The organism is Ferrimicrobium sp. (assembly GCA_022690815.1).
Taxonomy (GTDB): Bacteria; Actinomycetota; Acidimicrobiia; order Acidimicrobiales; family Acidimicrobiaceae; genus Ferrimicrobium.
Genome location: JALCZJ010000009.1, coordinates 1 through 23,554, shown reverse-complemented (window position 1 = coordinate 23,554; position 23,554 = coordinate 1). Strand labels below are relative to the sequence as shown.

22 protein-coding genes are annotated in these 23,554 nt (G+C 57.1%); 11 read left to right on the top strand and 11 right to left on the bottom strand.

Features of this window, described 5'->3' with window-relative positions:
* Positions 1-144 precede the first annotated feature (144 nt).
* The 3 genes from MP439_04195 to MP439_04185 form a co-directional block, all read right to left on the bottom strand.
* The gene (locus MP439_04195) at positions 145-960 is read right to left on the bottom strand and encodes a hypothetical protein (protein ID MCI2975263.1); all 816 of its coding nucleotides are present in this window, start codon (positions 958-960) and stop codon (positions 145-147) included.
* The gene (locus MP439_04190) at positions 957-2,408 is read right to left on the bottom strand and encodes a S53 family peptidase (protein ID MCI2975262.1); all 1,452 of its coding nucleotides are present in this window, start codon (positions 2,406-2,408) and stop codon (positions 957-959) included. The genes MP439_04195 and MP439_04190 overlap by 4 nt, the downstream gene beginning before the upstream one ends.
* Before the next feature lie 64 nt (positions 2,409-2,472).
* Positions 2,473-3,594, bottom strand: a complete 1,122-nt coding sequence (locus tag MP439_04185) for a hypothetical protein (GenBank protein ID MCI2975261.1) — start codon at positions 3,592-3,594, stop codon at positions 2,473-2,475.
* Between the two features lie 937 nt (positions 3,595-4,531).
* On the opposite strand from MP439_04185, the gene MP439_04180 reads away from it, so the two are divergent.
* Entirely contained in the window at positions 4,532-4,756 is a 225-nt protein-coding gene (locus MP439_04180; GenBank protein ID MCI2975260.1) for a hypothetical protein, read from the top strand.
* Positions 4,757-4,771: 15 nt separating this feature from the next.
* On the opposite strand, the gene MP439_04175 is transcribed toward MP439_04180, so the two are convergent.
* Positions 4,772-5,071, bottom strand: coding sequence for a MarR family transcriptional regulator (locus tag MP439_04175; protein ID MCI2975259.1), 300 nt, complete (start codon positions 5,069-5,071; stop codon positions 4,772-4,774).
* Positions 5,072-5,161: 90 nt separating this feature from the next.
* Between MP439_04175 and MP439_04170 the strand changes: the two genes are divergently transcribed.
* The 4 genes from MP439_04170 to MP439_04155 all read left to right on the top strand — a co-directional run bounded on the left by MP439_04170 (position 5,162) and on the right by MP439_04155 (position 10,785).
* A complete protein-coding gene (locus tag MP439_04170; GenBank protein MCI2975258.1) occupies positions 5,162-6,670 on the top strand; it encodes a hypothetical protein in 1,509 nt (502 codons plus the stop codon).
* Between the two features lie 2 nt (positions 6,671-6,672).
* Positions 6,673-9,027 carry a DUF2309 domain-containing protein gene (locus tag MP439_04165; GenBank protein ID MCI2975257.1) on the top strand — a complete coding sequence of 785 codons (2,355 nt, stop codon included), beginning with the start codon at positions 6,673-6,675 and terminating at the stop codon, positions 9,025-9,027.
* 278 nt (positions 9,028-9,305) lie between these two features.
* Entirely contained in the window at positions 9,306-9,749 is a 444-nt protein-coding gene (locus tag MP439_04160) for a hypothetical protein (GenBank protein ID MCI2975256.1), read from the top strand.
* Between the two features lie 301 nt (positions 9,750-10,050).
* A complete protein-coding gene (locus tag MP439_04155) occupies positions 10,051-10,785 on the top strand; it encodes a hypothetical protein (GenBank protein ID MCI2975255.1) in 735 nt (244 codons plus the stop codon).
* Between the two features lie 28 nt (positions 10,786-10,813).
* On the opposite strand, the gene MP439_04150 is transcribed toward MP439_04155, so the two are convergent.
* Positions 10,814-10,960, bottom strand: coding sequence for a hypothetical protein (locus MP439_04150; protein ID MCI2975254.1), 147 nt, complete (start codon positions 10,958-10,960; stop codon positions 10,814-10,816).
* A gap of 124 nt (positions 10,961-11,084) precedes the next feature.
* Positions 11,085-12,113, bottom strand: coding sequence for an alpha/beta hydrolase-fold protein (locus MP439_04145; GenBank protein MCI2975253.1), 1,029 nt, complete (start codon positions 12,111-12,113; stop codon positions 11,085-11,087).
* 349 nt (positions 12,114-12,462) lie between these two features.
* Here MP439_04145 and MP439_04140 point away from each other — a divergent pair, with 349 nt between their 5' ends.
* Positions 12,463-12,948, top strand: coding sequence for an NUDIX domain-containing protein (locus MP439_04140; GenBank protein ID MCI2975252.1), 486 nt, complete (start codon positions 12,463-12,465; stop codon positions 12,946-12,948).
* Between the two features lie 165 nt (positions 12,949-13,113).
* The gene (locus tag MP439_04135) at positions 13,114-13,704 is read left to right on the top strand and encodes a GNAT family N-acetyltransferase (protein ID MCI2975251.1); all 591 of its coding nucleotides are present in this window, start codon (positions 13,114-13,116) and stop codon (positions 13,702-13,704) included.
* 268 nt (positions 13,705-13,972) lie between these two features.
* On the opposite strand, the gene MP439_04130 is transcribed toward MP439_04135, so the two are convergent.
* Positions 13,973-14,146 (bottom strand): family 1 glycosylhydrolase, encoded by a 174-nt coding sequence (locus MP439_04130; GenBank protein MCI2975250.1) that lies wholly within the window; start codon positions 14,144-14,146, stop codon positions 13,973-13,975.
* A gap of 960 nt (positions 14,147-15,106) precedes the next feature.
* Between MP439_04130 and MP439_04125 the strand changes: the two genes are divergently transcribed.
* From MP439_04125 to MP439_04115, 3 genes are all read left to right on the top strand, one after another.
* Complete coding sequence (locus MP439_04125; GenBank protein MCI2975249.1) at positions 15,107-15,271, top strand: transposase; 165 nt, start codon at positions 15,107-15,109, stop codon at positions 15,269-15,271.
* Positions 15,272-15,601: 330 nt separating this feature from the next.
* On the top strand, positions 15,602-15,784 hold the full coding sequence (locus MP439_04120; GenBank protein ID MCI2975248.1) for a hypothetical protein: 183 nt from the start codon (positions 15,602-15,604) through the stop codon (positions 15,782-15,784).
* Positions 15,785-16,020: 236 nt separating this feature from the next.
* Positions 16,021-17,790, top strand: coding sequence for an FG-GAP repeat protein (locus MP439_04115; protein MCI2975247.1), 1,770 nt, complete (start codon positions 16,021-16,023; stop codon positions 17,788-17,790).
* 407 nt (positions 17,791-18,197) lie between these two features.
* Here MP439_04115 and MP439_04110 read toward each other — a convergent pair whose 3' ends face one another.
* Together MP439_04110 and MP439_04105 are read right to left on the bottom strand one after the other, a co-directional pair.
* Entirely contained in the window at positions 18,198-19,310 is a 1,113-nt protein-coding gene (locus MP439_04110; GenBank protein MCI2975246.1) for an aminoglycoside phosphotransferase family protein, read from the bottom strand.
* Between the two features lie 41 nt (positions 19,311-19,351).
* The gene (locus MP439_04105) at positions 19,352-20,950 is read right to left on the bottom strand and encodes a polysaccharide biosynthesis C-terminal domain-containing protein (protein ID MCI2975245.1); all 1,599 of its coding nucleotides are present in this window, start codon (positions 20,948-20,950) and stop codon (positions 19,352-19,354) included.
* Positions 20,951-21,392: 442 nt separating this feature from the next.
* On the opposite strand from MP439_04105, the gene MP439_04100 reads away from it, so the two are divergent.
* Positions 21,393-21,767 carry a hypothetical protein gene (locus tag MP439_04100; GenBank protein MCI2975244.1) on the top strand — a complete coding sequence of 125 codons (375 nt, stop codon included), beginning with the start codon at positions 21,393-21,395 and terminating at the stop codon, positions 21,765-21,767.
* Positions 21,768-22,146: 379 nt separating this feature from the next.
* On the opposite strand, the gene MP439_04095 is transcribed toward MP439_04100, so the two are convergent.
* A complete protein-coding gene (locus MP439_04095; GenBank protein ID MCI2975243.1) occupies positions 22,147-22,518 on the bottom strand; it encodes a hypothetical protein in 372 nt (123 codons plus the stop codon).
* 854 nt (positions 22,519-23,372) lie between these two features.
* The coding region (locus tag MP439_04090; GenBank protein ID MCI2975242.1) for a helix-turn-helix domain-containing protein at positions 23,373-23,554 on the bottom strand (182 nt) is incomplete at its 5' end.

Here is a 23,554-nt window from a genome sequence, read left to right as displayed (position 1 = left end):
CCTTTTTCCGGAGATGCCGTCAGCCGGGCTTTCACCATTGCCATTCGAGACTTTGTTGGCGTATCGACCGACTGAGGGCTATGAATGGAGCGTTGGCTCCACGGTCTCGAACTCCGTGATGGCCCCGCCGCTCCTCCCGGTCGATTACGAACTCTTCTTGCGGAGCTTGAGAGCCTCCTTTTCGTGGAGCTTCTCTCGCTCCTCTCCACGCTTGAGCGAAGTTGGGTTATAATACTGCGTTGGCGGGTGCGTCAATTCGGATGGGTTGGTTCCACTCGATGAAGTAAATGCGTGTTCCCAACGCTTGATCGGGGCCTGGAATTGGGTGGCGAGGACAATGCCAAGAGCAAGTGCAATAAGAAAGATCGCGACACGCGAACGCGAACTGGTCGGCCGTGGTTTCGTGAGTCGGTAGGACATATCCTTCATGGTTGACCTTGCGGCTCGGTTGAAGTAGGCCACGACGTGAAAGGCCATCAGCAGGAACCAAACCACCGAGAGGAGAAAGTGAGCGGGCGCGAGGAAGGTGGCTGAGAACGAGGTCGGTCCGGCAACGTCGAGTTCAACACCGCTGCCGATGACCAGTACGGTGGTGATCACCAGGAATGGCGCGAGTACCCGTAACGGGAACCATGGGACACCTGCTTGACGGTAACGTTCGTCTCCGCGATAATAGCCGATGAAGCGAAGCGAACTGTAGGTGAGTTTGCCAACCAGCAATGGTACTGCGATCAACCCGACCGCGATGTGCCAAGCGACTGCGTGTGACATGATTGGGACGGTCAGTACCTCAACCACAAACAGAATCGCCAGTGCCGTCCCAAAAAGTGCGCTTCCCCTCGATAGATTGATAATTCGGGCGTCGGCATGCTTGCGTTCGGTATCGAGTTCTCGCTGCTCGGCTTGGGGAATCAGGCTCTCGAACAGCGACTCATTGAGCATGTCCTCGGGGCGCATCATGGGCTTGGTTGATCGACTCGGTTCCCATACGGTGAGCCGAGTCCGGCGCAGGCGTTCCACCCAGGGTGAGCCTGGTATGCGCCGTTGTTTCCCTGAACCACATTGAAGAAGGCCGGCGTGGCGCTTGTCCTGCTTGCCTCCTCAAGTGGGTACCAGCTGGGCTGGACAAATCCAGGACGCACCCCTGTGGTAACACTAATGGCGACGATCAGGCCAGCCATGAGCGGCGCTACCGCGCTAGTACCGCCGACGACGATGTGTGATCCGTCGACCAAGATCTGGTATCCGGTCTGTGGATCGGCGTTACCGGCGACGTCTGGCACACCGCGACCCGTGCCGTGACCGGGGTTTGCCGATGGGCCGACGTCGGCGTTGGCCTGGTAGGCCGGCAGTGGAAAGAACGAGCTGATACCCCCGCCTGAGGCGCCGTCACCGATCGCGAGATCGTTCCATACGGTTTGAACGGCGATCTGGCCCTGTGGGGTGAGTTCGAGATGGGTACCTCCACAAGCCAGAGCGTTTGGGGCGGCGGCTGGGAAGTCGACGTGTGCGAGGCCATCGTTGAGGCCATCGGATGAGCCATTGTCCCCGGCGGCAACCGTGACGGTAATGCCACGAGCCGTGGCCTCGGAGATCACGGATTGCATGAGCGTAAGCGAACTCTTGGACCATGTCGACTCCGGCCCACCCCAGCTGATTGAGATGGCATCGGGCATGGGTCCAGTCGGGGCGCTCGCTTCGGAGACTGCATCGATGAAACCACGATCGGTGTTGGGAGCAAAGTACACATCGATCCTGGCGCCGATAGCGACGGATCCAAGGACATCGATATCGAGCATCACCTCGCCGTCGGCCGAGTTGGCGCTCGTCGGCGCGTTGGAGCCACCATCCACGCTGATGGCCGTCACCACCGGCACCGGTAGGCCCTGTTGACTAAAGTAGGTCTCGATGTCGACAGGGCGAAATCCGCCTCCGAGTTCGATTAAAGCCACGGAGTGTCCTTCGGCATTGACCTCGGGGAACTCGTAGGCTTTGGCTACCTGCGTTGGCAGATAGCTCGTCGCTGCCGAGGTCGCTGGCCGGAAACGGGGTCTTGCCTGGGGTGCTGAATCGAGTCCGAGTATTGCGGTGACTTGTTGGAGTTCGGCTGGCAGGACAGCCTCACGGTCCGGTGCAAAGAAATGATGAGACTCCTCATCGACGAACTCGGCGAGCGTAACATCGAAAAGATCGAAGAGCTTGGCGACCCTGGCTCGCACCGCGAGGTGGTGACGCAATGGATTCTGCGCAACGACTTCGATATCGTGACTCGCGAGGAAAGCACTGATCTGGTCGTAGTCTGCTTGGGTTGCTCCATGATCGAGGTAGAGGCTCAGTTCAACCCAGTCTGTCGTCGGCTTTGTGCCGACAACTATCGCGTGGTCATGGCGACGCAAAATGCTATCCATGGCTTCCCCTCTCCTGTTGACACAACACCCAGTGTAATGGTCAGGGCCAAACTACGGTGGACCGTTATGGTTGCGGGAAGCGAACGACCGATCCATGGGAAATGTTCTCGCAGGTCGTGCCCGATCTGCTGAGGAGCGAGACCATGCCGATCCCATCGACAAAGCGATACGAGGTTGACGGTGAGGGAACGAAGGCGGGCTGTCCTGGGGTGCAAGCGTCGGCGACCTGCAGGATATCGGTCGGCTGCGAATCAAGGAATGGAACGATGTTGCCCCACTGAGAGCTCAAAGCGTAGAGAATCGACGCACCGGTAGCGATAGAGAACCGAGAAAGTGTGCTTGCTGCGACACTAATGGAACGAGGACCGAGGCTGGTTGTACCCTCGGCGAGTTCGTGAGAGAGGGTGAGCGTGGTGTCCTCCACCGGGGTGATTCCTATCAGTCGTCCATCGGCACCTTGTGCGATTTTCAGTGATCCGTCCAAGATGACGGCAGCACGGAGTTGGTGATGGTCGACGTTGGTGAGGAAGTTCCATCCACTCTCCGAGAGATGCTGACCAAGAAACTGGTCGGGACCGGCAAAGATCACGACCTCGGGTGGATCGGCTCCCAAGAGGCGTGTGCGGTTTAACGGTGTGATGGATCCCGGGCAGGCGGAGCCGGTTGCCTCGGTGGCAGCGGTGACCAACTTGTCAAGGCTTGTGGCGTGGATCAGGTGAGGGACGATCGCACACCCAGTGAGTGTCAGTGGACCAACGCCGTAGGGTGCGAGCAGCCGCCACCAGCCACTGGATTGATACACGTGAAAGGCACCGAGCTCTGTTGCCGCCTGGGCCTTACCCAGGGAACTTTGCCAGTACGGACCCAGAAAGATCGCGTCGATGGTGGGGTTGCGATCAACGGCCGGGTGGGTGGGGGTGAGTTCATAGTGCCAGCTGAGTTGACCGATGGCGAGTGTGATGATCCCGATCGTGAGCACAATCGCCCCGATTCCGACGCCGGATGCAAGAGCTCTCGATCTTTGGTGTAGTCCGATCGCCCCGATGATCACCAGCACGTCGACGGTCAGCCAAGCATACCAATTGACCAGAAAGGTCGGCGCGACGATGAGGAGGAGTTGCACGATGGCACTCGTGATGCCGATAGCGATCGCAATGCCGAGAATGCCCATCGCGAGCGCGCGCACGACGACGCCTCCACGGTGCCGGGACGGTTTGTTGGTTGGATGGCGGTGATTGCTCTCGGCGAGATGGGCCACGACATTACTTTACGCGCCGTGGCACCGTATGTGCAGGTGGGGTGTTCAGCTTCAACGCTTTCCGTTACTTATATCGATAGAAGTCTGGCAATAAATGCCTGAGAACACCGTGGGCCGGTATACCGTGTGGGGTATGTGTAGAGCAGTAACGTGCAAGCAGTGTAAGAAGCCAACCTGGGCCGGTTGTGGGGCTCACGTTGAGCAGGTTCTTGGCCACATCCCCCACTCAGAGCGTTGCCAGTGCAAGAGCCAGAGCGCAGAGGCGGCCACAGAAACGAAGACGAGGCGATTCTTCGGGCGTTGATCGCCTGGCCCTCTCGCCAGGTGAGTCCGAGCATCGCCCGCTAGCAGGCGTCATCGGAATCTGCGGTCTCGAACTCTTGCTAGTCCTCTTGACAGGCGAGGTTGGTGATGGTGGATTTCGACCATAGCTACGTGCGCGTCGCCGGTGACTCGTCACCGGGCCAGGACCGGTGACGTTGCACTGTTCCATGATCAAGTCCCTTGGTAGCGATCACCCTCTGTCGGCGAACTCCACGAGCCGTGGCAAGGTCTGTCCGTGAGTAAATGGTCCTGATTTGCTGATCGTAGTCCCGATCCTAGCATCAAGCATTGGGGGGTTGGGTGTGAGCTTGGTTTGTCGACCGGGTTGGGCAACGAAACTAGGCGTGGGTCCATGGAGGGATTAGCAGGGCACCGAGACGATGGGCCGCCTTTTTTGCTGTTAGAGGTCTTTTAGCATAGGACAATGGTGATTGAACTCGCGACGTTTCGCGTCGTTTCAGGCAGGGAAAACGAATTTGCCCTTGCGTAGTTGCCGGTACGGCCTCTTTAGGTCGGGTCTGCGGGCTACGCTGGCGCGGTGATGGATCGTGTTCACGAGGACAAGTCGACGTTTGTGTTGTTGGTTGAGTGGGAGCGCATCGGGGATCATCTCGAAGGTTTTCGACGTTCAAACGCGTATGCGCAGTGGCGTACGTTGATCAGTCCGTTCTTTGACGGCGACCCAGTGGTCATCCACCTGAGCAGTCTCTTATCTTTAGCCGCCAGGGGAGTCGCGCATGGCGTGAAGGATCGATGCCAGGGGTGATACGGATCTTGGCTCTTATGATCCCCCGAGAAGCTTGAGGAGTTCGCCGACCGTGTGGCTCGCTTCGTTGTGATGTCGCAGGGGTAGTGAGAGGTTGACACGGTAGACGTTTCTTCGGCCGCGACGCTCTCGTTCGACGTATCCTGCCTGCACAAGATCGGCGATGATCGTTTGCGTCGCGCGTTCGGTAATGCCAACCTTTTGTGCGATATCACGGCCGCGTATCTCGGGGTCCTGTGCGATCACGAGCAGGACATGGCCGTGGTTTGAGAGAAACGTCCACTGTCGCGGTTGGGGGGTTGTGTTTGGTTCCACGGATGGAGAGTAGTAGACATCAACCTCCAGACGACACAATTATTGACCGTAGTGCAATACACGAATAAAACTACGTATATAATCGTCTCCATGATCAGTTATCTGCTTGTCGGTTCACTCGTGGCACCTGCGATCCTTGGCCTCTCATTGTTATGGCTTGCACCACATCGGTCAGCCACACTTGTTCCAGGCCTTAGTTGGGTCGTCGTCGGGATTCTCACGTTCTTACTCGCTGGCAGATTCCATGGAGCGCCCTTCCACCTTGGGCTTGTGTCGATTGGTTTTGGAGGCTTCGCACTGATTTGGGCATTGGCCGTGTACCTAGTGGGTGCCATTGTGATGAGCTTTGCCCGACGGTATCTGGCGGCCGGGGCCATGGCGATCTTTTCGGCCTGTGCACCCGGAGTACTCATGGGCATTGCACTCGTCGTCACCGCTTCAGACATCGCCACCTTGTTGATCGGTTGGCTCCTTGCAAGCGCTTGCTACCTGATGCTGTTTGCCACGCGCTCCACTCGGGCTAGCAAGCTGTCGATTGTGCGAGCTTTCGTCGCGGGTGACCTCCTGATCGTATCCGGTTTGGTCATCGCGTGGTTTTGCGTCGGCAATATCACCATCGCCACGCTTGACCAGCAACGAGCACACGCGAGCTGGGTCTTGCCCGTCGCTTTGTTGCTCGCGCTTGGCGTTCTCGTCCGCTCCGCTCAGGCACCCTTCGTGACCTGGTTGCGCGTCACCATCGATGCCCCGACGCCAGTGTCGGCCCTGCTGCATGCGGGTGTGATCAACGGGGGCATGATTCTCTTGCTGCGTCTCGCTCCGATCGTGCTCGCGGATCGTCCCGTGCTATGGTTGCTCGCCATCGCTGGGGGCGTTACCGCGGTGTTTGGACTCACGAGTGCGCGTCAGCGCCCAGATTATAAGGGGAGGCTGGTGCTTTCGACCAGCGCCCAGATGGGCTTTGTACTCGTCGAGATCTCGATGGGTCTCATGGTGCTCGCGCTGGTGCACCTGATCCTACATGCCCTCTACAAGGCGTGGTTGTTTCTCACGAGTTCTTCACAGATCGGGGTCGCTACAAGCCGACGTGACCGGTCATCGTCGCGCTTTCGCCAAAGCCAACATGTTGGCATCGCAATCCTCGCTGCAATGGCAAGCGCCTTGGCGATGGTTGTGGCTTCTCCAACGGTGTCGACGACGGTCGCACTCGCCTTTGGGGCCTTTGCCTTCATGACCGCAGCGACGTTCCTCGCGCGGAGCCTGACAAATAGCTCCGGAGTGTGGAGGCCCATCCTGTGGATCGCTGGTTCGGTCATCTCCTTTGGATTCCTTGGTCTTGTCATCCGGCTTGTTGGCGCCCTCACCGGATCATTGGGGTCGCCCGCGCTTCCTACGACGCTATCTCCGCTGTGGCTCATCGTTGTCGGCGTTGGAGTGATCGCGGCTGGCTTTGGTATGCGAGTTGACGCCGTGCGCGTGTTCATCTCCTCGCTTGGGTATCCAAAGCGATTTGAGAGTCCCGCATTGGCTAGGCCGGCACCGTTAATTGTTCCCCTGTGCGAACATGACCCACAAGACGACCTCGAGCTGGCGGGCTAGTGATGGGGACACCTTCGTATGCAACGCTTGTCGAAGAGGTTGAAGAGGCTGGAAAGCTCATCGCCCCACTCTGGCCTCTCTCTGGCGCGGTTGCGATGAACCCATTGGTCGGCCTTGTGGACCTCGATTTCGATGCGGCCGCCGCCGAGGCTCGCCGGTGGTTCAGTCAGTGGCGAGATGCGTCGAGTTGGGCACCGATGCGCCCTCGCATCGAAGCTTCGTTGCAACGAGGGGATCAACTGGTGGGATCAGAGCCCTCGTCTGGGACACTGTTGGCCGGCGTTGAGGCAGAATCCACGATGTCTGGTCGGTACCTCGCCTTTGACCGCGACATAGCCCGCTGGTGTCTCGCGGTAGTGAGTCAACCCGGTGGGAGTGGCGTTGATGATTCGCTCGTCGCTCGCTGGCGGCACAACGCGATGAGAGACTGCACGACGCGCCGGTTGCTCGGTGCACAGGCGCCAGGCCGAATCGACCGGCTCTCGTTGGATCCGACACTCATCTTCGGCGAACTTATCGCGTGTCTGGGCGATGTTGGTGATCGGGTGCCGTTGTTTCGTGCACTCCTCGCGCGCCTGCCAGGTTGGGCTGGGCATGCTCAGTGGCAACGGCTGCACCCACAGTTTGTCTCCAATTATGGCCCACTTGCGTTGGTTGACCTGGTGAGTCTGCAGCTCCTCTATCGTGTGGTGACGGATACCTTGACCCTTGATAGGGTCGATGCCGAGCGCGTGCGCCGTACCACAGGGCCAAGGAGTGAGGCTACCTCGCTAACTCGTGAGCTCGTCAGCAACTCAGAGATCGTCCCCGAGGCGCTTTCTCGACGGTTGCGCCACGTGGAGGATCGTTTTCGCACCAAGCTCCTTGCCAACATCGAGGCTGGCGCTATGCGCGTCAACGAGCCACACGATAGCAAGCCCTACGGCACCGAAGCGAGCGTCAACGCTGCGAGTGGGGTCGACGTCCAGTTTGTCTTTTGCATGGACCCTCGTTCGGATCGCCTTCGTCGTCGACTCGAGGAACATCGTGGGTACGCGACGGATGCCGTCGCCGGCTTTTTTGGTGTGCCGTTGCGGATTCGGGCGAGTGATGGATCGGTGGTCTATGACCTGGCTCCGCCGTTGGTCGCACCGGTTCTCGATCTTCCACTCGATCACGCCCGACTCGCCATCGACTCTCAGTCATGGTCACTTGGTGACGCCGTCAAGGGCGTTAAGGAGGTTGGGGTCGCCCCGTACCTCGGGGCTGAGGTTGGAGGTGTCCTGGCTGGGTTCGATGCCCTTGTTCGTACCGTAGGTTCATTTGTCCCGATTCGGCGCGGATCCCGGGCTCGCATGCTTGATGCCGAGGAGGGGGGACTACGTCGATATCTGGCTTCAGTGGGTATCGATGCGCTCGAAGGGGTGATCGAGCCACTCGGCGCCATGCTGGCGACCCTTGGCCCTCCAAGTGAGCTCGCTCCTCTCGTAGTGCTTGTTGGACATCGGGCGCGCTCGAGGAACAACGCCTACGCAGCTAGTCTCCAGTGCGGTGCGTGCGGAGGAGCTCCCGGTACGTTGAACGCGCTGGTAGCGGCGTCGCTGCTCAACATGGAGGTGGTGAGAGAACGACTCGAGCGTAACGGGATCTCGATTCCAACATCCACTCGGTTTTTGGCGGGTGAGCACAATACAACAACCGATGAACTGATCATTATCGGAGCCCAGAAGGCTTTGAGTACCGAGCCGGTCGTTGAATCGATCGAAGGGGTGCTGGCAACCATCAATCACCATGTGGCCACGCGACGTGGTCGGCGTCGGGCAAACGATTGGTCTGAAGTGCGGCCTGAGATGGGTCTGATCCACAACGCCGCACTGGTGATCGGAGACCGGTCACTGACCCGCACAGTCGACCTCGATGGCCGCGTCTTTTTGCACTCGTATCGTCGCCACAGTGACCCCGATGGGAGCCAACTCGCCGGTATCTTTGCAGGCCCCCTGGTGGTGGCGCACTGGATCAACCAGTGTTACCTCTTCTCGAGCCTCGCCCCTGAGGTCTTTGGGGCGGGCGACAAGACGCTCCACAACCTGGTAGGCAGGTTTGGTGTACTCGAGGGTCTTGGTTGGGATCTCAAGATAGGCCTGCCTGAGCAATCGGTCGTCGACGCAGATGGAGTCCGCCATGAGCCGCTTCGACTCACCGCGGTGATCGACCAGTCGCCTGAGCTCATCGATAGGGTACTCCGAGATGATCGACTCGTCACCCAGTTGGTTGAGGGGGACTGGCTGACCATTGTCGGTCGCTCCGATAGTGGAGCCTGGATGCTCCGCCACCTACGTGGCTGGGTCGAGGCAGCTGATTCGGTCGAGATGGTGTGAGATCCAAGTCACAGCTCTTTAGGTGCAATCAGCTTGGGTGGGGTGTGAGCATTGATCAGTCATCGTCGACGACGAGGGCTCATCCACGAGTGTTGGCCCTCGATGGTAAGGGGGTCAACGCGTGCGGTCGCCCAAGGTGGGGCCTGATGCGGTGTGGGGGTTACGAGAGGCAGTGAGGTAACCGTCAACCGCCACCCTGAAACAAGGGATACCATTCGCCGTTGGCCATCCAGGATGAGCTCTGGATGCGTAGAAGGGTGAAGAGCAACGGAGGGTTGATGAAACGTCCAAGAAAATTTGCAGGATCGACGATCGCACGATCACCCCGCAGGGCCGGATTGGATGGTGTTTTGCTGGTCGTACTCCCGGTCTTAGGAGGACTTTTGCTCATTGCGTCGGGGGTCATACACTTTGACTTATGGTCGACGGGCTACTCTCATGTTCCAACGATTGGTGATCTCTTTTTGATCCAAGGTACGCTCGCCGTACTCCTTGGCATCGCGGTAGGCGTTGTGCGCCGCTGGACGCTTTACGTTGCGGGTGCCCTGCTCTTGGCCGGAACCGTTTCGGGTCTGCTCGTGAGCGTAAACGTGAGTCTCTTTGGTTTCCGGGATAGTATGTCAGCACCGGATGCGGTACTCTCGCTCGTGATCGAGTGTGTTGGCGTTGTGGTGTTGGTTGTGTTGACTCTGATCACCCGACCCAGTGCATGGTCACTCTAAGGTGTTGGCAAATCCTTAGGGCGATGGACTGTAGTGGAGTCTTTGTGAAAACCGGCGCGTGTTCAGCCGCGCAGAGCATTCGCTCCAGCTCGACCGCTCAGTTCTTCTCACGCGTGAGCGCTCGCCATCGTGAGGATTCGTCGATTCGAGAGGGGATGACACCGACACTCGACTGTTTGTCAAGGTGCGCTTGGACCGATATGATATGTGGGTAACGATCGTGTACCTGTGGCCATTGCGCTTGAGGGTCGGTATTGTCGGCGTGGGGTGACAAGAGGATAACAACGATGGAGTTACGACAGTGATGCGTACCACGTGGTGGCGCTTGGCTGGATTGTTGGTGTGCGGTGCAATCGGACTCGCGGCCTGTGGCACAACCTCCGCCAGCAGTCAGGTCAAATCGGCAACGATCACACCGGCGGCATTGCTAGAGCGGTTACGGATTCAGCTACACCCGCTTGTGCACCAGTACTTTGCGGCGGCTCAGGCCCACCATATCCCGAGTAGCGTCATCGGCGCGACGACCAAGCAGTTCGTGCCAGAGATGAGCCGCGTAGTGACGATCAAGGGTCATTGGTATGTCGGCGTAGCCTTCCCGTATGCGCCGGATGGGACACCGGTGCGGGTCTATGAGTATTCCAACAGGCGCCGCTGGGTCCAGGTCTCGGCCCTGATTTCGCCGTTTACGGAGTCTGCGACCGATCCGATGGTCGGCCTCTTTGGCTCGAGCATGCCAACACTCCATTTGGACGGCCTGAGCGCACCGGCCTTCGAAGTGAAGATGTTCGGCGGGGGTTGCTTTCCCGGTGCCGTGCTGGCGGAGACGACCTCACACTGGCACTACCTGAAGGCTCCCAATGCGGCTAATCAGCCTGCCATCGAGATCGGTGGAAACCCTCATGTCGTTCATGGTCATCTCGTGACGACGTCTGACTGCTCGGCGAACCCTACCTATAGTGGCTCGACCGAGACAATCTGGAGGCTCGATGTGGCCCGTGGAGCCTTTGTCCCGCTCCGGACCAAGACGCTCTCATAATACGTGCCCTGTAAGGAGTGGACGCCGATCATAGCTCCTGCATGGCAAGTGGAGCATTTGGCCCCTCGATGTTCCCAAGCCGGTGGCGATGACACTGTACCAATGCAAGGGTCGTGGTGTTGGCGTTCGTGCCAAAATTGCGACCATTTGCCGTCGGCACGAGACCCCATGCCATTGGCCCCACGGCTCCTCGTCGCTGTCGGAGATGCCGATGCTGAACTGCCCCCCTATCGTCAGTGCATTGAGGCCATGGTGACATTGGGGTGATGCTCGGCGATTGGTCGGTGTGGGTGACGAACTCAGGAGGGCTGGAGGTGCTCGGCCAGGAAGGCGAGCGAACGAGGATAGCGGTAGTCGATACCGCCATGGGTTCCTTCAAAGAGTTCGAAGTGCACATCATCGATGCCATGTTTTCTGAGCTCGTCGACGAACGCTTCGGCGCCGAGGTCGAGGAAGTACTCGTCCGAGCGTCCGGCATCAACCCAGATCGCCCGCAATCCCCGTAAGGCATTGGCATGGCGGTCGACCATCCGTACAGGATCCCATTCGAGCCAGCGAGCCCAAACGTCGTCGAGTATTCTTCCGCTGGTGGTGTCGAATGGGAGCACCGGCTGGCCTTGATCATCCGGTGAAAAGCAGGCGGCTACCCCATAGAGTCCCAAAAGCGTCATGTCGGCCGGGTTGGTAAACGCTGGCCGACTCGTGAAGTCGTCCCACCAGCGCTTGGGGGATCCATCCCAGTTGCGCAGGAGACGCGTCGCCTTGCCAAACTCATTGCCATAGCACAGCTCGTAGAGGGTGTCGCCGGCGTGAGTGGCAAGACCACCAAAGAGGTCGGGCCGTAGCATCGGTGTGATCATCGCACCAAAGCCCCCACTCGACTTACCCTGAATACCTCGGCTCGCAGCGTTGACGAGTGTCCGATAGTGGGTGTCGACGAAGGGCACAATGTCGTCGCAGAGGTAGGTGTGATAGTTACCAGTGCCGATGGAATCGACGTATTGCGAGCCCCCATATCGCGTCCAGGCGTCGACATAGACGACGATGCAAGGAGCGATGTCCCCGGTCGCGACCCAACGATCCACGACAAGGGGATACGGCTCCTTGAATGGCGTGTAGTTCCACCACATCGAGATTTGCCCGGTATAGCCTTGAATGACATAGACGCTCGGGTACCGCCGCGCGGGATCGTCATCATAACCGGGTGGGGTGTAGACGACCAAAGGCCGCTGGGATGGATCGCCAAGTGGGTTGCCCTGCAAAGCGGGGGAGTCCACGAGATGCTCGTGTAAAGTGCCTGAGTAGTCGGAGTTTGCGTGTTGATCCATCCCCAGAACTTAGCACCAAATCGCCCTCGCCTGTTACATGCATGGGCGATCGCTAGCTTGTGCAGCGTCCACCAGAGTCGAGGCACGACAGCACCCCTGTTGAGATCAGTGCACCTGACGGTGGCCACTCGGTTTTGACCCAAGAGGTCCTGGCCCCATGCGTTCGGTGCTGTGTCGGCCAGGTATGAGCGTTTGACTACAAGCTGCTTCGTACCAGTTCTTGGCTAGATCAGAACCGACGGTGCGCCCAACGATTGGTGAGCGTTATGCTGCGACCTTAGGTTCGAGAGAAACCTTGGGTCCGAAAGAATTGGTGTCAAAACGCCAATGACAGGGGGTGAAGAACACGATGATGGCAGATGACCTCGAGGGTGTGCCGGAGCTTATACGGCCGGCGGTGCGAATCATTTGTCTTGATACAAGCGAGCGCGTCCTACTACTCAATTGGCGTGATCCAGTCGATGGACGCTCGTTTTGGGAGCCGCCCGGTGGTGGTGTTGAGGATGGTGAGTCCGATCTGCAAGCCGCGCACCGGGAGTTATTGGAAGAGACCGGCCTCAATCCTGACTCTCTCGTAGGTCCTATCGCTTTGGTGCAGCGCGACAGTCTCTGGGCTGGCCGAAGACTCATGGCGGTGGAACCGTTCTTTCTTGCACGGGTTGGTGATAACCTGGTGGGTCCTTTGACGTTGACCGACGAGGAACGTATCACACTGCTTGGTCATCGCTGGTTTGGTGCCCAGGAGCTACGCAAATTGACGGCGACGATTGAGCCGAGCGATCTACTCACCTTGTTGGCCGAGCACGTCGGTGGTCAATGGGGCGATCCCACCTAACCGCCGCGAGCAGGTGGTTGGCCATTGATTAGGATGGCTCGGGTGACAGAGCTCAATGACCTTGGCCAGCCGGTCGGCGTCGAAGTGATCAACTAGAGCCCGCGCGCCTGGCCGGTTGCTAAGACGATTGAGGGTCGCTGGTGTTGGCTCGAACCGCTCGATCCAGTGAGACATGGCGCCCAGCTTTTTGAGAGCTACCGGGCTGATCGATCAGGCCGATTATGGACCTATCTACCGTGCGGTCCGTTTGAGGATTTCTCCTCCTACGAGGCGTGGCTCGTCGAGGTCGCCCATCGGAGTGATCCGATGTTTTTTGCCATCATCGATGGCGCAAGGCGCGCGGTTGGTGTCGCATCCTATCAGCGCATCGATCCACGGGCGGGCACCATCGAGGTAGGCCATCTCAACTATAGTCCCATCCTCCAGGGGAGCACGGCTGCGACCGAGGCAATGATCATGATGATGCGGGTCGTCTTTGATGAGCTTGGCTACCGTCGTTACGAATGGAAATGCGACGCGCTTAACGATGCGTCGCGACGAGCCGCAGAGCGACTTGGATTCACCTACGAGGGAACCTTTCGGCAAGCCACTGTTGTCAAAGGACGCAACCGCGACACTGCCTGGTATTCGATCATCGATGCCGAGTGGCTTCGTCTCTCGGAGATATTCTCGCAGTGGTTGAGGCCAGGCAATTTCGATGCCGATGGCCGACAGCGCGAGTCGCTTGCTCAACTGGTTGCGTTGCGCGGCCACTGACGGGTCGATACTGGTCTGGCGATCAAGGCCGATCGTGGGTGGCCGGCATCGGCGCAGGTGTAATAGCACCCGTTGCGAGGGTCAAAGGCACAACCCCAGGGGCAAAGGAGCAATGGGCGGAGTAGTTGCAGGCGTGAGTGAACTGTCGGGCACGGTGGGGTGACCGTGTCCACTAGGTGACCCACCCACAGAAGAACGTTGGGGCCCACCACTGACGTTGTGGAGTTAGGCGGTGGATTGTTACCGCTAACGTGTCTTGATGTGAGAGTTAGGTTGATGCAATCAGATCGCGGTACCAGTAGTAGCTCGCTTTTGGAGTCCGTTCACCGGTGGGATAGTCGATGTAGATGAGTCCGAAGCGTTGTGAATAACCGAGTGCCCACTCGAAGTTATCCATCAGACTCCAGACATAGCATCCCTTGACGGGTACTTCCGCCCCAATAGCTGCTCCGACGGCGCTGATGTGCTCTTCAAGGTATGCGATGCGCTCTGGATCAGCCCTCTATGGGGTAGGAACTCTCGCCGATGCACCACGACCTGGGACCCCAAGGACCCATGGGGATGACAAGATCACCGAGATCATTAGACGCGCTAACCATGACCGAGCCACGGATTCATCAACCCATTGGTCCACCAACATCATGGCAGCCGCCGCTGGCGTCTCTGCCTCCACGGTGGGGAGGATATGGCGAACCTTTGGCCTAAAGCCTCACATGGTTGAGAGCTTCACTGTGTCGAATGATCCACAAGTTTACAGAGAAGGTCCAAGACGTTGCTGGGATCTACTTGAACCCTCCTGAGACGGCCATTGACCTCTCGCGTTGATGAGAAGACCCAAGTACAGGCCCTTGATCGTACCCAACGCATACACCCGATGGTGCCAAGGTTCTGCTGCGTCGAGGATGCGAGTACAAGCGCGGGCGGGATCTCCAATCACAATGTGCGCCCTCAACGTAGCCTCCGGCAAGGTCATCACCAAGATGACCAACGCCCTTAGGGCCATAGAGTTCATTTCGATTCCTAGAGATCATCGACAAGCACGTACCCAAGGAGCTGGGCGTTCATGCCGTCCTCGACAAAACTACGGGGCTCACAAGACTGTATCGGTGCGTATGTGGCTCCTCGCCCACCCTCGCTTTCCAGTTCCACTTCACGCCGACGTACTCGTCCGCCGATGTTTCAGGTAAAAAGATGGTTCTCAGCCCTCACCACCAAGTACCTCCAGCGCAGTGCCCATCAAAGTGTGACCGAACGCAATGAAGGAATTACCGAGTGGGCCGAGGCCGCCAACAAGAACCCCAAGCCTTTCCTCTGGACCAAGAGTGCCGACGCAATCTTCGCTTCTATGCAGAAATACCTGGGCCCTAGTGTTTCTGAGTAAACTGCAGACTAGGGACGATAGGTGAACGAATCGTCACGCCAAGAGCTCGATCCCAACCGCCTTGGGGATCTCTTCATTCTCGGGGTCGACGAGATCAGTTATCGCAAACGCCACAACTACCTCACGCTTGTCACCAATCACGAGACGGGCAAGATCGTCTACGCAAGCAGAGGGGAAAAGTGCTAATAGTCTAGATGAATTCTTCGATGACCTGGGAAAAGAGCGAAGTGCTAAGATCAAGGCTCCCCACCATGGATCATGGTCTGAGCCTTTGGCGAGGAGACACCTAACGCTCGGGTTCTGTCTCGATCCATTTCATGTGGTTAAGTTTCAGAACCGAGGCCCTCGAGGAGGTACGCAAAGACCTTTGGCAGGAAATGAGAAAACTTCCCTCTCCTGTCTATGCCCGTACGTTCGCTGGGGCAAGGTAGGCGTTGTTGAAGAATTCTGGAACCCTGACCAAACGTCGTGGACTAGCCCTCGTCGCCATCAAACAACGAGGGGCGAGCTTATGAGATGAAGGAGTCCCTACGGGCGATCTTTGCTGGTAACCTCGAGATCGACGAGGTGAAAGAGGGGCTCGATCACTGGTGCAAACGAGCCTCACGCTCAAGACTACCGAGGGCCATCCGGCTCATCACCGACCATCCGAACTCATTGAGACGGGATACTTGCCTCCGCCATACTTGGGGTATCTAACGGAAGGGTCGAGGGACTCAACGCATGAGTTCACTCCATCATTGCCCGCTCGTATGGGTTTCACTCCGCCAAGGCTACCCTGGTAGTGGTGAGCAAGCTTCTCGGACCGATTGACTTGAAGCTGTCCTCTGAACGGGCGAGTTGATCCGCACAACTGTCAATAGAGCCATATTTTTAATACCTCCCATTTGTACGCGCGTGACCCCAATGCAACGCCGCTGTGCTACGCTGTTGCGATGCAAAAATGTACACTCGTATCAATCAGATTCGTGGTATCCTGCCTTCTCGGCGTGGCTTCTCTGTTTGGCGTTGGTACGATACTGCGTACTCAGGCTCTCACTTCCGCAACGGTAGGTACTGACGCGGCAACGTCGTCACCACTCGCATCCGAAGGATGTGCATGTCAGTTTTTCGGTGCCTCGGTAGCGGTTTCAGGCAGTACCATCGCAGTTGGACAGCCAGGTGCAAACAGCGGCGCGGGGCAAGTCAATGTGTATTATCGGGCGACCACGACTCGTAACTGGGTTCCTGAAGCCTCGCTTGTCGCAACAAGTGCCTCTTCGCAAGCGCAATTTGGCAGGAGTGTTGCTCTGTATGGTACCACCGCGATTGTTGGGGCTCCGCTACAAGACGGCGTTGGTGCAGCCTATGTATTTAGCGATGCCAGTGGCACCTGGACACAGGTGGCGGAGTTGACCGCTGGTACAGCAGGAGCAGAATTTGGATACTCAGTATCCATATATGGTCCGAACGCCATCGTTGGAGCACCAGGAAGCAATCAACCACACACCTCTTCGACCGAGGGCTTTTCGGTGATCTATGAACGCATCGATGGCAGATGGGTGAGCCGTGCAACCCTTACCCCGCCATCGTCCCGGGCTGGCGACGACTTTGGCAATGCGGTGGCAATTGCCAATGGTACGGCCGTTGTAGACCAGTGGAATAGCAACACGGGAACAGCATTTATTTACAAGGGAAACGGAAATTTGTGGGCTGTGAGTGCCCAGCTCACTGTCATCGACGCTCAAGGAAAAAGCGACTTAGGCTCGTCAGTTGCCATCTCAGGTAAAACGGTGGCGATCGGAGCAACCCTGGCGTATGGGAGTAAGGGCGCAGTTTATGTCTACAGTGATGCCAGTGGGGCCTGGACCACTATCGCGCAACTAGCTCCTAAAAGTCCTGGTGTGGGACAGTTCTTCTCAAACAAGTCGATAGCACTAGCAGGACACTTTCTCGTGGTCGGTGCCCCTAGTTTTGGCGGTAGCCCCGGATCAGCATACGTCTTTACGTATTGGAACGGTGAGTGGAAGCAACAGCAACACTTCCTCGCACAACCAAGTCCAACTGAACAATCCATCGGGGCGGCTACTGCGATATCGGGCTCGACCGAACTTGTCGGTGCGCCGACCGCCTATGGCTACGGGCGGGTATATGCAGAGACCTACGACCCTTCTCACTTTGAACCCGCACTGCTGCTCACACCAGACTCCGGAACCGCCGGCGATGAATTCGGTTCCTCGGTCGCTATCTCTGGGACTACCGCTGTCGTTGGCGCTCCTGGGTTCGACGGTAAGGGAACTGCATATGTCTTTAGTGAAATTGGCAGTGTGCCACTGACGGCAGGAACCATCCGTTGCACGCCCGGGACGATCGGGTCGGTCCTAGTGGCAGGTGAATGTAGGGCCTGGACTCAGGTGGGACAACTTTCAGCGGCAAACCTGGTTTCTGGCGATGAATTCGGTTCCTCGGTCGCTATCTCTGGGACTACCGCTGTCGTTGGCGCTCCTGGGTTCGACGGTAAGGGAACTGCATATGTCTTTAGTGATGCCAGTGGGGCCTGGACTCAGGTGGGACAACTTTCAGCGGCAAACCTGGTTTCTGGCGATGAATTCGGTTCCTCGGTCGCTATCTCTGGGACTACCGCTGTCGTTGGCGCTCCTGGGTTGAATTCGAATCAAGTTTCGGACCACGGGCACGGGGTGAGCTACGGCTATACCGTCTCGTAACTCCGTTCCCTGTGGCTGCCATGTTGATAAATTGCTGCGCTACTGCCAAGCTCTCGAGGCTCACATCTCAGCCGAATCCGCCAGCACGCTAAGTTAGGAGACGCCTCGAACAAGTCTCCTCCAAAGCTAGCGTGGAGCAGTACACACAGGGACTTCGGACCCAAAGCTTGACAAGGACCGGTCATGGCTATGGAGCAGTTAACCCTGGATCCTCAACCGACGACTACCCCAGGGACCGAACTCCCTTCTCAGCTCCCAGAGATGGTGAGTACCCCCAACTCGTATTGGTCCGGCCCTTGCATTCAGGTACATCTGGACCAAGAGCGCCGACACGCCCTTCACATCCACGCCGAAATAGCTGGGTCCGATCGTTTCCACGCAGCCTTCTGAGGAGTGACACCAGATTGTCATCTAGAGAACTTGAGCTGGAAATAGCGCAAAACAACGTCGATATTGCCCTGGCGCCAATAGCCATTGCGCGTGCTATGGCCTTTGCGGAGGGTTCGGCTCACGTTCGTAAGCCAGGCGAGGAGTAGTCCGTCCTCCAAGCTGAGGTGGGGTTGGGCCCAATGATTCGTGAGATATTCCAACGTGGACCGGGCTAGCGGACCCAAGGGTCCTCGAGTGCCTTCGAGTGAGCTCAGTAACTCGATGAGGACCTGTCCTAGATACTTCGACGACAAGACGCTGATTGCATTCAACGCAAGATGAAGCTCATCGACATAGGAGATCCCTTGACATTGAGCATCGCCCCAGTCAATGACCCCGATGGGCAGTCCAGTTTGGGCATCGACAAGGATATTTTCGAGCGCATAGTCGCCATGCGAGCCGCCGCGGAGAACCTGCGTGCCGAGGAGTTGGGATCGAATGTGACTCTCAAGAGCCCCCACCGACTCCAGGAGGACCTGAAAGCGTTCCTCGCGATAGAGAGAGCGCAAATGGAGAAAGCTATCCCCTAGCTGATCTGAGAGTTCGCCCTCACCGATAGTTAACGGAACTGCACAGATCTCGTTGAAGGCGTGGATGAGGTCGAGGTAATCATGAAGCCGCGTCACCCGTCGTGCACTGAGCGAGAATTCCAAAGCGTTTGTGCTAGATGCTGACTTTTCAATGACATAGAACACGTCATCGATCACTGTTTCGTGCAAAAGCGTTGGTAGATAGGGATGCCAGGTGTGATAGCGGGGGTCGTGCGCAAACAGAGCTAGCTGTCGGCATGCCCGCACAAGGTTCGACCTCGTCACTGTATCTGTTGCCACCTTACATACGTAGGTGTCTAACGAATCCGGCAAGATCAGCTGGATGGCTTGAAGGTTTGAGTTATTCGAGAAGATGCGAAACTCGCCCCGATAGCGGTGCCTGATGAGCTCCGGAAGATCGGCTGATGCCAGAAGGGGCGCTAAGAGTTGCGTAGCGGTCTCGGAGCGCTGACGCAGTCGCGACCGGTTCCGTCGAGCAACCCTGAGTCGTTGTAGGTGTAAGGAACTAACCACAATCGAAATGAGGGTATTGGCGGACAAACCGCATCGTTGGCAAAAGTAGACCGCAAGAGTGGAGCGCTTCATAATCCGATCTCACTCGTGAGGGAGGTCTCGTTGCACCTAATAAGATCAGCAACGAAGCAGACTGGAGTGGAATCCAGTGCACCGGCAACCGCTAGAGATGCACGGAGCGAATAACCCAACGGCGTCTTCACCAGCCTCTTCTGAGCCAGTAAGATTGGATCGAGGGGACTCCCAACTCGTGTTCGTTGACGCACCAATGCACGGCGACCCACGATGTCGTAAAGCTGATCGGATCGTGAGCATTGGTCGCCCATCTCAGGCTCTGGATCAACTTGGGTGTATTCGAGAATGGGGACAGATAGTCCGATCTCGGCGTCGCCGAGCCCAGACAGTCCATGTTCTTCCAGGAAATATTTGATTGCCAATACAAGAAGAGAAAGGGCAATACAAACATCGTTTGCTATGACGACAGCCATCAAAGTCTGGTGAAAGATTACCAGTATGATCGGTGGCAGTGCGATGAGTGGCACGAGAACCCAGAGTAACGAAAGCTTATTCGTCGCTTGTAGGGTATGCAGAAAAATCGCCAACAATGCCAGCATTGCCGCACCTACGGCATACGGTATAAAATAGTCCGGATGCCGTAAATTTCGCGCTCGTGACAGGACTTCAAAAATAATTGGCTCCGCTGAATGAAGCGCAATGATTGCGATGATTGCGATAATTGCTGTTCCGAGCACTGCATACACCATAATCCGAAGCGTGGAGATGGCCTGAGACTGGCGCGATGCGATTGATGGATAGACCGCGCTCGCTATTCCACCGGTAGCATAGAGAATTGCATTGCCAACCAGCGCTACGATTGCATAATGTCCGGCACTATGGTGATCGAAGTAGTGTTCAACAAGGATAATATTGAGGCTTAACAGGACCCCCATCAACACCTTTGAGGCGACACCCGTCAATATAAAGGGTATGTAGGTTCTCCATCGAACGTGCCGAACACCTAAGTGCCTAAACATTTGTTCTCTGAGATACCACAGGCCGAGGACATATGCAGCTATCGTTCCCATGGTGGTGCCAAGAAGAAAGCCAAAGACTTGAAATCGAGCAATAAGAATAACGACAAAGAGGAGCTTGAAAATGGTAACGATCATGTTCAAGGTACTCCATTGCCGAAAGCGTGACTCGCCTTGGAGCATGCCCAACAGGGGTTGAATACCAAGGAGAAATGGAGTAGCGAGAGCAGCGATCAAGATGTCGTATACCGGTATCCGCAAATAGTCCTCAATGAAGTCCCTTCCGACAAGAGATCCAAAGAGAACGAGGCAGCCAACGAGGAACGAGAGGACAGAGAGGACTCGCAACATGGTAATGCTCTGGCGTTGCGCCAGCTTCTCCGGGTGGAAATCGCGGCTTGCTTGCCAAGCGACTAAACGGCCCACGATGGTTGAGGGCCGACCGACAAGTGCGTAAAAACTCATCACGGCAAAGGCTTCGCCAAACTCTCTGGTTGGAAGCTCTTTACTCCCTATGGCCTGTATAGCGAACCCGCCTACACCGACGATGATGGTAGAAATGGTAGTGAAGAGACTATTTGTCAGCAAGCGGCCCAGGATGGGTCGAGAATCACCGTGTGGTAAAGCTTCACTCATTGTCATCCTGTCAGTTCACTGTGCAACGAGGTACGACCGTTCTAGGATATGGGCTTCAGTCGATTGGTCGCTTATGGGTCTTCAAAGAGCCAATATTTACACTGTACTCAATTCTGGCACCGACCCTAATGCCGGGAGATCGCAGCTGCGGCACCTGTACATTGGTACACCCGAGTGTACCTGGGTGCAGGCGGACAGCGTCAGCCAGGGGTGGTGACGACGATACACCCCTGAACGTTGGTCGGGTTGTGGTGGCGGAGCTCTCGGGGTGCAGCTGCGTATTCTCGCCGAAGTTTGCCACCTGTTCTCGCTGAAGTTTGCCACCCCCTAGAGGGTGCGAGAAGGACTCAGGAACAATGGATGCAAAGAGGCTGTGGCATCCTTATGTGGTAACTGGAAACCAACCACCCAAAGGTGCCACATGCCCAATAGGAGGATACCAATGAGAAAGATCGGAGAGGTACTGCGCCTCAGTGCGCAGGGCAAGAGTGTCAGGGTAATCAGTCGGGAGACGGGAGTCTCTCGACCAAGCGTGGCTACGTATCTAGAGAAGGCAGCAGAGCACGAGGGAGCATGGCTAGCCCATGGGGTGATCGCTCATAACCTCACCCGCCAGGTGAGCTACCTTGGTGCCATCACCCCTCGCGAGTCCATGGTCGTAGCCCGTAGCTTTCGCAACCACTTCATCTCGCTTGTCGGACGCCTTGTCAACCGATCGGGCAAGATCACGCTTCGTACCCCGGCTCGTTGGCCATTCGCCAACGCCTTCATGAGTGCGCTGACGAGTCTTCGGGCACTCGAACCGGTTCCCATCTAGGGAACTACTTCCGACTCTCAGCGCAGTCGGATAACACTCTTGATGCGCCCCACAAATGAAACATCAAATCAGATCCTTAACCCACCGCGTCCCAACTCTGGGTCAGAACCGATCCAGAACCACTGGTTTACTCGACGAAACAAAATCACCCCTCAGGGCCAACGCCACGCCCCGAAACCGGGGTGCGTCGGTAAGGTAGGCCACTGGTTGAGCATCGTCCGATCGCGGTTGAGATCCCGACCAGGCCATTGTGGTGGCATCTTCCAGCCCACCGGCTCGGGATCAGCAGCCCCCACGATTGGAGTCAGCCTCCCCAGCGACCCCCTATCAAACCGTGCATGCGGTTCTCTTGCACACGGCTTTCCGACATCATTCATTCTCAGGCATGCGCAGTTGGATAGCGTATCGTTCCGGTAAGTCGATAGATGCCAAGGTCCCCTAGCCACTCCCAGGTGAAGCGGTCGATCCAGTTAAAACCGGATAGGCCGTACTTCCTAGAGGCTAACTTCGCCATTCTCTCGTGTACGTAGGAGTCGATTGCACCGAACTTCTTGGAGGAGTTACCCTGGCAGAAGTAGGTGCCCCAACCACGAAGTACCGGGTTGAGTTGTTCGACTACTGCTTCAAATGGACGCCCTACCTGCCGTGGCTGGGTCAGGTCCCTAATTTTGGATCTGATCGATGCCATAGCTCTAGACGAGGGCCATTTGTTGAGATAGTAACGACCTTGTCTCTTCCAGGACTTCACCATGCGATGGTGAAACCCTAGTGTCCCTCCTCAGAAGTTTGCTCAGAAACGATAGGGCCCAGGTATTTCTGCATGGAAGCGAAGATCGCCTCGGCACTCTTGGTCCAGATGAAGGGCTTGGGGTTCTCGTTTGTAAGGCTTTGGCCCACTGGGTAATTCCTTTGTTGAGTTCACTCACGCTGGGCTGCACCTGCGTTGTAGGTACTTGGTGGTAAGAGCGGAGAACCACCTCTCCACCTGAAACATCGGCGGATGAATACGTCGGCGTGAAGTGGAACTGGAAAGCGAGGATGGGCAAGGAGCCAGGTTCGAACGGATTCGGATCTTTAGGGCTGCATAATTGTCGAGGACAATATGAACTGCCAGCTCTTTGGGTACGTTCTTGTCGATGAGCTCTAGGAACTGAAATGAACTCTATGGCCCTGTGGGCAACCGTCATCTTGGTGATGACCTTGCCTGATGCGACATCGAGGGCCAACATTGTGATTGGAGATACCGCCCGCGCTTGTACTCGCATCTTTGACGCAGCAGAACCCCTGGAACCACCCGAGAGCATGGGCTGGGTGCGACTCGGGGCTTGCACCTCTCGTCTTCTCATCAACGCGAGAGAACAATTGCCGCCTCTGGGGGGTTCAGATAGATACCAGCAACGTCTTGGACCTTTTCAGTGAACTTGTGGATCATTGGATACAGTGAAGTTCTCAACCATATGGGGCTTTAGGCCAAACGTTCGCCATATCCGCGCAACCGTCGCAAGGGATACTCCAGATAGGGCTGCCATCGTTTTGGTCGACCAGTGGGTTGATGAGTCACATGGCGTGGTCGTAGTGGTGAGTCTGATGATCTCGGCGATCTTGTCATCTTGAGTGGGTCCTTGGAACCCCTGACCTTGGGGCGTCACCGAGCGATCTCACTCCAACAAGGGCGAATCTCTTGACCCACTTTGAGACCATGAAGCAAGAGACATCCAGCTCATCAGCGATATCTCGTAGCCTGACGCCTTCGTTGGCCAAGAGGGCTATCTTTGCTCGCACAACTT

Bases quoted from the DNA above. Each gene is read 5' to 3' on its own strand.
- MP439_04195 (MCI2975263.1), bottom strand. From the start codon at position 960: ATGATGCGCCCCGAGGACATGCTCAATGAGTCGCTGTTCGAGAGCCTG.
- MP439_04140 (MCI2975252.1), top strand. From the start codon at position 12,463: ATGATGGCAGATGACCTCGAGGGTGTGCCGGAGCTTATACGGCCGGCG.
- MP439_04115 (MCI2975247.1), top strand. From the start codon at position 16,021: ATGCAAAAATGTACACTCGTATCAATCAGATTCGTGGTATCCTGCCTT.
- MP439_04160 (MCI2975256.1), top strand. From the start codon at position 9,306: ATGAAACGTCCAAGAAAATTTGCAGGATCGACGATCGCACGATCACCC.
- MP439_04150 (MCI2975254.1), bottom strand. From the start codon at position 10,960: ATGGCATGGGGTCTCGTGCCGACGGCAAATGGTCGCAATTTTGGCACG.
- MP439_04180 (MCI2975260.1), top strand. From the start codon at position 4,532: ATGGATCGTGTTCACGAGGACAAGTCGACGTTTGTGTTGTTGGTTGAG.
- MP439_04120 (MCI2975248.1), top strand. From the start codon at position 15,602: ATGAAGGAGTCCCTACGGGCGATCTTTGCTGGTAACCTCGAGATCGAC.
- MP439_04145 (MCI2975253.1), bottom strand. From the start codon at position 12,113: ATGGATCAACACGCAAACTCCGACTACTCAGGCACTTTACACGAGCAT.
- MP439_04100 (MCI2975244.1), top strand. From the start codon at position 21,393: ATGAGAAAGATCGGAGAGGTACTGCGCCTCAGTGCGCAGGGCAAGAGT.
- MP439_04190 (MCI2975262.1), bottom strand. From the start codon at position 2,408: ATGGATAGCATTTTGCGTCGCCATGACCACGCGATAGTTGTCGGCACA.
- MP439_04105 (MCI2975245.1), bottom strand. From the start codon at position 20,950: ATGAGTGAAGCTTTACCACACGGTGATTCTCGACCCATCCTGGGCCGC.
- MP439_04095 (MCI2975243.1), bottom strand. From the start codon at position 22,518: ATGGTGAAGTCCTGGAAGAGACAAGGTCGTTACTATCTCAACAAATGG.
- MP439_04165 (MCI2975257.1), top strand. From the start codon at position 6,673: ATGGGGACACCTTCGTATGCAACGCTTGTCGAAGAGGTTGAAGAGGCT.
- MP439_04170 (MCI2975258.1), top strand. From the start codon at position 5,162: ATGATCAGTTATCTGCTTGTCGGTTCACTCGTGGCACCTGCGATCCTT.